Genomic DNA, 11,870 nt, shown 5'->3' on the forward strand with positions numbered 1-11,870 from the left:
ATGCAATTATACTACCTCTACAGGCAGATTTACCATTAGGTTTGTATTAACCAGGTCTTCATTCGCTAAAAATCATGATGAGCAATTCGATCTAAACTTGATTTAGTGAAATGCTTTTGGTGTTTTTATCATTAAAAAATCAATAATAATTATGGAAAATTTAATCGAGAAACCAACATTTAAATCCCATTACGATAACTATATCGGCGGAAAATTCGTAGCGCCGGTAAAAGGTGCCTACTTTGATAACATCTCTCCGATTGACGGAAAGGTTTTTACAAAAGCCGCTCATTCTACCAAAGAAGATTTAGAACTTGCTGTAGATGCCGCACATGATGCTTTCCAAACTTGGAGCAAAACTTCATCAACCGAACGGAGCATCATTTTGAATAAAATTGCTCAACGTATGGAAGATAATTTAGAATATCTTGCTACTGTAGAAACGATTGATAATGGTAAGGCCGTTCGTGAAACATTAGCTGCAGATTTGCCTTTAGGCATTGATCACTTCAGGTACTTTGCTGGTGTAATCCGTGCGGAGGAAGGCTCACTTTCAGAATTGGACGCCAATACGGTTTCGCTGATTGTACACGAACCAATTGGTGTAGTGGCACAGATTATCCCCTGGAATTTCCCGCTGTTAATGGGGATCTGGAAACTGGCTCCTGCCTTAGCCGCAGGTAATTGTGTGGTCTTAAAACCAGCAGAAAGCACACCAATTTCCATCATGGTTTTGATGGAACTCATTGGCGATTTATTGCCTCCGGGCGTAATCAATGTCGTAAACGGTTTTGGCGCAGAACTCGGACGTGCATTAGTTACCAATCCTAAAGTTTCAAAGGCAGCTTTCACCGGATCAACACCAACAGGTAGATTGGTGATGCAATATGCAACTGAAAATATTATCCCGGTTACTTTAGAGTTGGGTGGAAAATCGCCAAACGTTTTCTTCAGTTCTGTGATGGATGAAGATGATGCATTTTTAGATAAAGCAGTAGAAGGTGCGGTGATGTTTGCCTTAAACCAGGGCGAAATTTGTACTTGTCCGTCGCGTTTGTTAATTCAGGAAGACATTTACGAGAAATTTATTGCCAGGGTAATTGAAAGAACGGAGTCGATTAAGATCGGTAGTCCCTTGGATAAAACCGTAATGATGGGTGCACAAGCTTCAAAAATTCAGTTCGAAAAGATTGCTCAATATATCAAATTAGGGAAAGAAGAAGGTGCCGAAGTATTAACTGGAGGGGAAGTAAACGAACTTCCTGGTGAGCTTGGCGGTGGATATTATATTAAACCAACCATTTTCAAAGGGCATAATAAAATGCGGATTTTCCAGGAGGAGATTTTTGGTCCGGTGCTGGCTGTAACCACTTTTAAAACAGTTGAGGAAGCGATTGAGATCGCGAATGACACACTTTACGGTTTGGGTGCAGGTGTTTGGACCAGAGATGCACATGAGCTTTACCAGGTGCCGAGGGCCATTCAGGCTGGTCGCGTTTGGGTAAATCAATATCACTCCTATCCTGCAGGTGCGCCATTTGGGGGGTATAAACAATCGGGTGTGGGAAGAGAAAATCATAAAATGATGCTCGGTCATTATCGCCAGACTAAAAATATGTTAATCTCTTACGATAAAAATAAATTAGGTTTCTTTTAGTTAGATCATGGTTTATGGTGAATTAGCTTATATCCTGGTGTTTCTTAAGAACGTAATCATGAGATAAATGAGACGAATATCACGGCTATAAACCATGAACCATATAACTATCAAAATATGAAGCGACATAAAACCATCTATACACTATTATGATAGCGCGAATAGACAGTACAGGGAAAGCTAAAGAGCTGATTGCAATTCTTAAAGAAAAACATGGGGAGCTCATGTTCTATCAAGCCGGAGGATGCTGCGAAGGCACACAACCCCAATGCTTCGAAAAAGGTGGCTATTATCTACGCATGAGAGATGTTTGCCTTGGAGAAGTAGAAGGTTGTGAATTCTGGGTGGACAGAGATCTTTTTGAATATTGGAAATTTTCGCACTTTACGCTGGATGTTTTGGATGGTTTCGGCGTTGGCGGATTTTCATTGGAAACACCTTTGCAAAAAACTTTCAAAATCCATTATCGCCTTTTTACTGAAGAGGAACTTAAAAATCTGGTACCTGTTAAAACTGCAGATTAAATACTATTTTTTCTTTTAAGGTCAGTTCGGCATAATCCGGCTGACTTTTTTATTTTATGGCAATTGGTATTGAAAATAAATACAATCTTTGCATCAAATTATAACCATGAGAAAAGTTTTTGCAGTTGCTTGCACCATCCTCACCTTATTTCTTTTAAAAGAAACCGTGAATGTTTTTATTACCGATGAAGCAGATATTGTGAAACAACGTGGAATTTTCATCGTGATTTGGCTAAGCATCTTTATTCCGTTTTTAATCTTAAGTCTTTGGTTATGGTCGCCTAAAAACAAGGACCGAGATGCAGAACAGTAAGCATTAATCTATCGGTCCTTGTCCAGACGAACGAAACAAAGAATCCAATTTATTTATAGTTTCAAGCTTGGCCATTATAGCCCGTTAAGATTTCTGTTGGTGCAACGCAAATCAATAAAAAGGTAGGACGAAAGACAGAAGTTTATTGATTAAGATAATCGCTATTGCCCAAATAATTATCCCGTAGATTTAGAGGACTTCCGCAGAAGCGAATAGTAAAAATCTGCGAAATCATTTTGATCTGCGGGCCAAAGCCAGGCATAACCTTATGTCCATTTTACAGCGCACGAGTTAGCTTATTTAATTCAGTATTTATTAATAACCAAGAAATAATCGCTATTGCTTAAATAATTGTCCCGCAGATTTAGAGGACTTCCGCAGAAGCGAGCAGCAAAATCTACGAATCACTTTGATCTGCTGGCCAAAGCCAGGCATAACCTTATGTCGTTTTACAGCACATGATTTAACTTATTTAATTCAATATTTATTATAACGAACTAAGAAATAATCGCTATTGCTTAAACAATTATCCCGCAGATTTAGAGGACTTCCGCAGAAGCGAGCAGCAAAAATCTGCGAAATTACTTTGATCTGCGGGCCAAAGCCAGACATAACCATATGTCCATTTTACAACGCACGAGTTAGCTTATTTAATTCAGTATTTATTAATAACCAAGAAATAATCGCTATTGCTTAAACAATTATCCAGATTTAGAGCACTTTCACAGAAGGGAATAGTAAACCTGCAAAATCACTTTGATCTGTGGGCCAAAGCCAGACATCATATTAATTATTAAAACATCAATTAGCCTATCGGTCCGGTGTCACACCGACCGAAAACAAAAATTAAATTTTAAATGTTGCTACAGAAGAATTTAGCATACAAACTACAAAACAATAGACATCTAACTTTTCTACCTTAAAACATTTTTCTATATTTGCCCAATCCTTCTCCAATGCAAAAGAAAACAATCTTTGACGGACAAAAAATTCAGATTACAATTAAGCGGCTTTGCCATCAGTTAATTGAAAATCACGACGATTTCGCAAATACCGTTCTAATTGGCATTCAGCCAAGAGGAATCTTTTTGGCTGACCGGATTCACCAGGAACTGCAACTCATTTTAAAAAATAAAAAAATCCTTAAGGGCAATCTCGACATTACCTTTTTCAGAGATGATTTCCGCCGAAAGGATGGTTTGGTAACAGCAAGCAGCAATTCCATCGACTTTATTATCGAAGGAAAAAAAGTTGTACTAATTGATGATGTATTATGGACTGGCCGAACCATCAGGGCAGCACTTGATGCCTTGCTGGCATATGGCCGTCCGGAAAAAGTAGAACTGCTGGTGTTAATAGACCGCAGATTTAGCAGGCATTTACCCATCGAACCAGATTATACGGGCCATGTGGTAGATAGCTTAAATTCACAACAGGTGAAGGTTACCTGGGCAAGCGAAGGAGCAGAAGACAAAGTGATTTTATTATCTGAACCACCCTTGCCAAAATAAGCATAAACGCTTTACGGAGGGTATTTTGGCATAGAAGCGCTATCTGACAGTTAATAACATTATAATAAACAGATAAAAAACAATACTATAGAAAATGGCAGCAGACAAACTATCAACCCGACATCTTTTAGGCATTAAAGATATTAACCGGAATGATATCGAATTGATTTTCGAAACTGCAGATAATTTTAAGGAAGTAATTAACAGACCAATCAAAAAGGTTCCTTCACTTCGTGACATTACCATTGCCAATATCTTTTTCGAAAACTCTACCCGAACAAAACTTTCATTTGAACTTGCTGAAAAGAGACTTTCGGCTGATGTGGTTAATTTTGCAGCCTCTTCCTCCTCTGTAAGTAAAGGCGAAACACTGATTGACACCGTAAATAACATCTTATCGATGAAAGTGGATATGGTAGTGATGCGTCACCCTTATGCCGGTGCAGGTCAGTTTTTGAGTAAACACGTTAAAGCGCAGATCGTAAATGCCGGAGATGGGGCACATGAACATCCAACACAGGCTTTGCTTGATGCTTTCTCTATCCGTCAGAAATTAGGTGATGTTTCCGGAAAAAAGGTAGTCATTGTTGGTGATATTCTCCACTCCAGGGTAGCCATCTCTAATATCCTTTGCCTGCAGCGTTTAGGTGCAGAAGTGATGGTATGCGGACCGACAACATTGATACCGAAACACATTCATCAACTGGGCGTGAAGGTAGAACATAACCTGATCAAAGCGCTAAACTGGTGTGATGTAGCCAATATGCTCCGCATTCAACTCGAGCGTCAGGACATTAAATATTTCCCGTCATTACGGGAATATGCGATGATGTACGGTCTAAACAAACAGATTCTGGATAACCTTGATAAAGAAATTATCGTCATGCACCCTGGCCCGATTAACCGAGGCGTAGAAATTACCAGTGATGTAGCCGACAGCAAACAATCCATCATCCTGGAACAGGTAGAAAATGGTGTGGCGGTAAGAATGGCAGTGCTTTATTTACTGGCAAGCCAGGGTTAAGTTTGGAGTTTTGAGTCCAAAGTCTAGTGGCCGGTATTAGTCTATTAGCAGTGGGTTGGAAAAAATATTCAGGAATTGAAAGCATGTTTCCGGACCTGACAGAGATAATTAATCTTCAGCTTCTTTACTCTAATGGCGGATGCGGCGGCACAAATAAACAACTGTACCAATGACGAATGACCATTGAACTCCTGGCCGAAATAAACCTCCTTTTTCAACAATCAGATCTACCCTGATACCAAACTAAAAAACCTTTCGTTAAAGTGTGTTATTAACAGATGTTAATTACTTATGTTGATAAACAGCAATACTATTTTTAATTTAGTACCAACCCTATTTGAAACCGATGGAACCTTTAAGCCTTAATCTCCTGCAATTATGGATTATAACGGCATCATCTCATGAAAAAGATATAGCATAATGAAAAAAAAATACTTATTAATTCCGCTACTTTTGGCAGGAAGTTTTAGCTCGTATGCACAGGTTAGTGCCGTCCAAAACCTCAATAAAAACTATCAAACCGGCTTAGAATTATTAGATAAAGAAAAATATACTGCTGCGGCACAACAGTTTAAGCTGGTAGAACAGCATCTTTATAAACCCTCTACCCAGACAGAGAGTAATGCCGAATTATCCCTGTTAAAAGAGAATGCAAAATTTTATGCTGCAGTTTGTGCACTTGAATTAACGAATAGCGATGCAGAAAGCTTGTTTCAGGCATTTATACGCGATTATCCACTCAATCCAAATACCAAACTGGCCTACTTTTACGTGGGTAAAACTTATTTCGGACAAAAAAACTATCAAAAAGCTTTAGAATGGTTTGAAAAAACTGATCCCTCAACGCTTTCTGCCAAACAGAGAAACGAATACCAGTTTAAGCAGGGTTATTCTTATTTCGAGTTAAAACAATATGATAAGGCCGAACCTTTGTTTGAGCAGGTGAAAAAAGAGGAAGGCGATTTCCAGGAAAGTGCCACCTATTATTTCGCCTACATCAATTACCTGAACAAGGAATACAAAACGGCATTGGCCAACTTCGAAAAGTTAAAGGGCTCTCCAACTTATGAAGCGAGTTATCCTTATTACATCACTTCGATGTATTATTTGGATGAACGCTATGATGATGTGATCAGCTATGCGCTAGAATCGATTCAAAAAACGAAGCAACAGTTCGAACCGGAAATGCTGAGCCTGGTTGCCGCTTCTTATTTCGCAAAATCAGACTTTAAAAATACTGAAAAATATTTCGCTGAATTTTATGCGAAAGACAAAAACGACACCAAAAACAATCTTTTTATTTATCAGTATGGTTATTCCCTGTTGCAAAATAAAAAATATAAAGAATCTGTAGCGGTACTCGAGAAATTAAATTCGGACGATGTTTACCTTCAAAACGGAATGCATACTTTGGGTAAAGCCTTTATCCAGTTGGGCAATAAACAAAAAGCACAAAGCGCATTCTTTAGGGCATCCCGTTTAGATTTCGACAAAGGCATACAGGAAGAGGCCTGGTTGAGTTATGCGAAACTGAGTTACGAATTAGATTTCCACCAACAAGCTTTAGAGGCTACACAAGGATTTCTAAAGGCTTTCCCTAAATCGCGTAAAATAAATGAGGCTAAAACCTTATTGGGTGAAGTTTTATTAACCACCAAAAACTATCAGGCGGCGGTAGATATTTTAGAACCTATTCCGGATAAAACATTAGAAGCTAAAGAAGCCTATCAGAAAGTAACCTATTTCCGTGGTTTAGAATTTTATAATGAGCGTGCCTTTCCAAATGCATTATCGATGTTCCTTCGTTCGGATAAATATCCTGAAGATAACGAAATTTATGCATTGAACACGTATTGGAAAGCAGAGTCGATGTATGAATTACGCAAGTTCGGTGAAGCAGTATCTACGTTCGAAAAATTCCTTAAACTGCCTGGCGCCGACAAAACCGGTGTTTATAACTTCGCAAATTATGCTTTAGCCTATGCTGCTTTTGAAGATGAAAAGTATAGCAAGGCCGCTAATTATTTCGAGAAGTTTTTAGCTGGAAGTGATAAAGATCAAAAAACAATTGATGATGCCACGATCCGTTTAGCCGATTCATACTTCGTGAATAAGAGTTACGGTCAGGCGATGACAAATTATAACAAAATCATCAACAGACATACTTCTTCTGAAGATTATGCCACCTTCCAGAAAGGAATGATCCAGGGATTGGAAACGCAGTACGATGCAAAAATTGCCACCATGCAAAGCTTGTTATCGCAGTTTCCAAATTCGAACTATGCTGATGATGCGGGTTTTGAAACGGCTTATACCTATTTTAACAAAGGTGATTTTGATAAATCTAAATCTGATTTAGTGGCTTTAGTAGCCAAATACCCGCGAAGCAGCTACGTACCAAAAGCTTTGGTAACGATTGGTTTGGTTCAATATAACCAGGATCAGGATGATGCGGCTTTAGAATCCTTTAAAAAGGTAGTGACAGAATATCCTGCCGTAGATGAATCCAAACAGGCGATGGAATCCATCAAAAATATTTATGTAGACCGTGGCGATGCAAATGGATTCATCAACTATGCAAACACCACTCCACTTGGAAATTATTCTAACACAGAGCAAGACAACATCATTTTTGCCGCAGCAAACAACCTTTACTTAAAGGGCGATGCCAATGGTGCTTTTCAAGCCGTAAACGCCTACTTTGATAAATTCCCAAAAGCCATTCATACTAAGGAAGCCAAATTCATCAGGGCAGAATCTTTAGTAAAATTGAATCGTCCGGATGAGGCCATTGCAGATTATGAATTTATTTTGAACGACTGGACGAGCGATTATACCGAACGTTCGCTCGTGAGCATTTCCCAGTTGTTCCTGAATCAGAAAAAATATAACGAAGCCATTGTTTATTTAAAACGTTTAGAAACCACCACTGATTACAAATCTCACTATGGTTTCGCCATCAACAACCTGTTAAAGGCTTACACGGCCCTGAACATGCCAGATGACATGATTAAATATGCACAGCTGACGAAAGAATCGGAAAAAGCTTCAGAAGAAGAAAAAAACAGTTCTGGTTTATTCTCTGGTAAAGCTTATTTACTGAAAGGTGATACTACCGCTGCGGTAAAAGAATTTAAAAATGTAGTGGCTAAAACCAAAACCATTGCTGCAGCAGAGGCAAAATACAATCTTGCGCTGGTAGAATATAACAAAGGCGATTACAAAACATCTTCGAAAACCTGTTTCGACCTGGTTAACAATATGGCATCTTATGATTATTGGGTAGCGAAAGCATTTATCCTGTTATCAGATAATTATGTTGCATTGAAAGATAACTTGCAGGCAAAAAGTACGCTTTTAAGTATCATTGATAATTACGAAGGCAAGGATGATATCATCCCAACAGCCAAAGAGAAACTAGAAAAACTAAACCAGAAGAAGTAAGATGATGAAGTCAATTAAATATATATATAGTTCACTGTTTTTTATAGCTGCCGGATTAATGACTGTGCAGGCGCAGGAAAAAAAGACAGAGGAAAAAGCAGTGGTTAATGAAGAGATTGAAGTAGTTCGTCCGTACAAGCCTATCTTGGCAGAAGCAGTAAAACTGAGAAGGAGTCCGAACCTGGATGACGTAAAAATCTATAAGGCAAAACTGAATTACAGCATTACTGACAGAAAGCTGGAAATTAACAGCGATATCCAAAAATTACAGGCACAAGCTGTAGCGGATGAAAAAGAAAGTATCTTAATTAATAATTATGTTAAAGGTGGTATAGGTAACCTGGGTACCATTTTTGGCGAAGCTTATTTTAACAATGGAAAAGATGAAGGTTTGCAGTTTGGTGGTTATTTCAAACACTTTAGTCAGGAAGGGAAACTAAACAAACAAAACAGCAGCGACCAGCAATTGAGTGTTTTCGGTCGCAGCATTTTAGATCAGCACACCGTAAGTGGTCGCATTAATGTTCAGCGTCATGGAACAAATTTTTACGGAATTGATACCGACAGACCAACCTTTAATACAGACCCTCAGAAACAGGCATTAACATTTGTGGAACTGGAGGGTGAGTTGGTAAAAAACTTTACTGAAGATCCGGATGCTTTAAGTTATGCGCTGAAAGCCAATGGTTATATCTGGTCGGATAAATTTGAAGCAAAAGAAAACTATTTAACCTTAAACGGTTATCTAAACAAAAGAATCAGTTCTTTTAACTTAGGTTTGGCTGCGTCTACAGAATTTGGAAATACTAAAGATGCTTTGACCAGTGTTGGTAACAACTTACTTCGTTTAAATCCATACATCCGCTTGCAGGTTAAGGGGGCAAAAGTAACCGCTGGGGTAAACTTCGTTCAGGAGTTTGGTGCTTTCAGCAGCACAAGGATCTTCCCTGCTGTTACAGCTGATTTCACTTTAATTCCGGATTATTTACAAGTTTTTGGGGAAGTAAAAGGTGATGTGAACAGAAACTCTTTAAGAGGTTTTACAGAAGAAAACCCATGGTTAAATAGTAATATCCTGATTAAAAACACGGTTGAAAAATTGAGTTTCAGTGCAGGGATTAAAGGAACTGGCGGCCCAGGCTTTGGTTATAAAGCAAGAGTATATGTTAAACAATTTGATGACATGCCGTTGTTCATTAACAACTTTGATAACCTGAACAAATTTGACGTGATCTACGATTTCGGCAAAACCAAGTTAACGGGTATTGAAGGGGAGCTTTCGGTACAGGTAAGTGATGCTTTAAAATGGACTGGAAAGTTAAATGTTGACGATTGGAAACCTGCTCAGGAAACTTACTCATGGTTTAAGCCAGGACTAAAGGTTAGTTCGAACTTCCTTTATACTTACAATAAAAAATTAAGTTTCAACGCTGCTGTAGTAATTCAGGATGATGTGAAAGCAAAAGTAAACGTACAAACTCCGGTAAATCCTTTGCAATATTTGGTACCGAATACCGGGATCGAACGTATCGAAACAGTTAAAGGTTTCGTTGATTTAGGTATTGGTGCAGATTATAGAATCAATAATAAATTCTCTGTTTTTGCAAAGGCTAATAACCTTTTAAATAGTAAGTATAACAGATTTTTGTATTACCAGGTAAACGGTTTAAACATTTTCGGCGGATTGACTTATTCGTTTTAAATAAGCGTTAAAATTTATCAAAAAGCGGCAGTATCATGGTACTGCCGCTTTTTTATTTTAGCTGTATCCTGACAAAAGACGAGAATGATTTTTAACGATCCCACCAAACCCTCGAAGTCAGTACATCTCCGCCTGGCATCCTACTTACGGCATCTCTGTAATTTTGTGGATTATTCAGAATCTCTGTTGAGAGGTAGATCATTCGCCTCGGAATAGTAGCATTCGTTACGTTTCCTCTATAGTTCACCGGAACCAGCTTAGGACAATCACTCCGCTTCCAGTTTAACCAGGCTTCAATAAAATTAAAGTTAGTGCCCGTAGCAATCCAGTATTGTGTATTTATATTATTTAGTGACGCTTCTGCACTGCTTTCATCAAGGAAATTTTGGCTAACGAAATGGTTAATACTGGTTGCATTTACTGTAGCTAATGGATCTAATTGAGCAAGAGACTGGATAGCACCCGCTAGTCCATTGGCATAGTGAATTGGTGCAGTTCCTTCAATATTCCATCCCCTTACTTTAGCTTCTGCCAATAGAAACTCAGTTTCTGCGTAGCTTAATATAAAAATTGGTCCGCCGAGTTTGAGGTATACATTGGTGCGTGGCCTGGAATATTTTCCAAGCGGAGCAAAATCACTTCCACTCCCTGTACCGCCGGGATAATCTGGAGCCTGACTGATATCCGTAGCCCCGCCTTGTAAATCATATCCATTCGGAAGCCCCAGCTGAACACTTGCGTCAGTATTTCCGGTGAGGTTTTGATCTGCACTTTTTGCCAGTCCATCATTAGGCACTTCTCCTATTACGCCGAGCCTGGGGTCATTCGTCTTGCGGAGCTGATCAATCAATGTTTTGCTCCATCGCACTTCGAGATAATCTGAATAAGTTCTGAGTGCAAGTGAACTTCCATTCTGGCTCTCAAAAGAAGAAGCATCAGTAATTAAAATTGCATTATCACTAATGTTAGCAAAGGTTTTACCCGCTGCCTTTTCAGCCCAGACTTTCGCCTTTTCCGGATTTACTTTTGTTAATCTCATGGCAATACGGAGCATTAAAGAATAACCAAACTTTCTCCATTTATTGATATCGCCTTTGTAAAAAAGATCGGCAGTGGGTCCGGGTTTATTCGAATCAAGCTGAGCTGTTGCAGTTTCGAGATCATTCAGCATCTGGCTATAAATAGCTTCCTGCCGATCATAAACCGGAAATTTGATTCCTTCGATCGCTTTTGCCGCTTGCGTGTAGGGTACATCTCCGTAGGTATCAGTAATTCGTTGTAAAATCAATACAAACATGATATCGCCAATTGCTATTAAATTTTGATTGGCGCCCGGGTTTTTCAATTTCGCCAGTCGCTGCATCTCCCGGATATAGGAGGCATCTTTATAACCTTCGTCAAAAATCCTACCCTGATAATCGGTAAAACTGCCGACATTTATGTATTTATCGCCGTTGTTATAATAATTGTAAGTAGAAGCAAACAGTTGCATCATCGTACTTTGATACAACAGCTGGTAATAACCGAGATTGGCATATTTCAACTGCGCCTGCGAGAGTAAATTGTTAGGATCGAAATTCTCTTCGGTAAGTTTGGTTGGGTCAGTATTTATCTTATCCAGTTTCGACTTTGAACAACCATTTATTAAAACGAGAAATGAAATTCCTATTGCACCTATCCTTTTCCAATTCATGG

The 11,870-nt window shown here is 38.8% G+C and carries 8 protein-coding genes; 7 read left to right on the forward strand and 1 reads right to left on the reverse strand.

Annotated elements, in window-relative coordinates:
• The first annotated feature begins 151 nt into the window (after nucleotides 1-151).
• The 7 genes from CBW18_RS09065 (at nucleotide 152) to CBW18_RS09095 (ending at nucleotide 10,175) form a co-directional block, all read left to right on the forward strand.
• The gene (locus CBW18_RS09065; protein WP_088300971.1) at nucleotides 152-1,657 is read left to right on the forward strand and encodes an aldehyde dehydrogenase family protein; all 1,506 of its coding nucleotides are present in this window, start codon (nucleotides 152-154) and stop codon (nucleotides 1,655-1,657) included.
• 149 nt (nucleotides 1,658-1,806) lie between these two features.
• Nucleotides 1,807-2,181, forward strand: a complete 375-nt coding sequence (locus tag CBW18_RS09070) for a DUF779 domain-containing protein (RefSeq protein ID WP_088300972.1) — start codon at nucleotides 1,807-1,809, stop codon at nucleotides 2,179-2,181.
• Between the two features lie 106 nt (nucleotides 2,182-2,287).
• Nucleotides 2,288-2,494 carry a hypothetical protein gene (locus CBW18_RS09075; protein ID WP_088300973.1) on the forward strand — a complete coding sequence of 69 codons (207 nt, stop codon included), beginning with the start codon at nucleotides 2,288-2,290 and terminating at the stop codon, nucleotides 2,492-2,494.
• A gap of 956 nt (nucleotides 2,495-3,450) precedes the next feature.
• A complete protein-coding gene (pyrR, locus tag CBW18_RS09080) occupies nucleotides 3,451-4,005 on the forward strand; it encodes a bifunctional pyr operon transcriptional regulator/uracil phosphoribosyltransferase PyrR (RefSeq protein ID WP_088300974.1) in 555 nt (184 codons plus the stop codon).
• 94 nt (nucleotides 4,006-4,099) lie between these two features.
• A complete protein-coding gene (locus CBW18_RS09085) occupies nucleotides 4,100-5,029 on the forward strand; it encodes an aspartate carbamoyltransferase catalytic subunit (RefSeq protein WP_010600217.1) in 930 nt (309 codons plus the stop codon).
• Nucleotides 5,030-5,449: 420 nt separating this feature from the next.
• The gene (locus CBW18_RS09090; RefSeq protein ID WP_088300975.1) at nucleotides 5,450-8,473 is read left to right on the forward strand and encodes a tetratricopeptide repeat protein; all 3,024 of its coding nucleotides are present in this window, start codon (nucleotides 5,450-5,452) and stop codon (nucleotides 8,471-8,473) included.
• A gap of 1 nt (nucleotide 8,474) precedes the next feature.
• Nucleotides 8,475-10,175, forward strand: coding sequence for a TonB-dependent receptor (locus CBW18_RS09095; RefSeq protein WP_253248993.1), 1,701 nt, complete (start codon nucleotides 8,475-8,477; stop codon nucleotides 10,173-10,175).
• A 91-nt stretch (nucleotides 10,176-10,266) separates the two neighbouring features.
• Here the strand turns inward: CBW18_RS09095 and CBW18_RS09100 are convergent, their stop codons facing one another.
• Nucleotides 10,267-11,868 carry a SusD/RagB family nutrient-binding outer membrane lipoprotein gene (locus tag CBW18_RS09100; RefSeq protein WP_088300976.1) on the reverse strand — a complete coding sequence of 534 codons (1,602 nt, stop codon included), beginning with the start codon at nucleotides 11,866-11,868 and terminating at the stop codon, nucleotides 10,267-10,269.
• Between the last annotated feature and the right edge of the window lie 2 nt (nucleotides 11,869-11,870).

It is taken from the genome of Pedobacter sp. AJM, from assembly GCF_002197755.1.
Classification (GTDB): Bacteria; Bacteroidota; Bacteroidia; order Sphingobacteriales; family Sphingobacteriaceae; genus Pedobacter.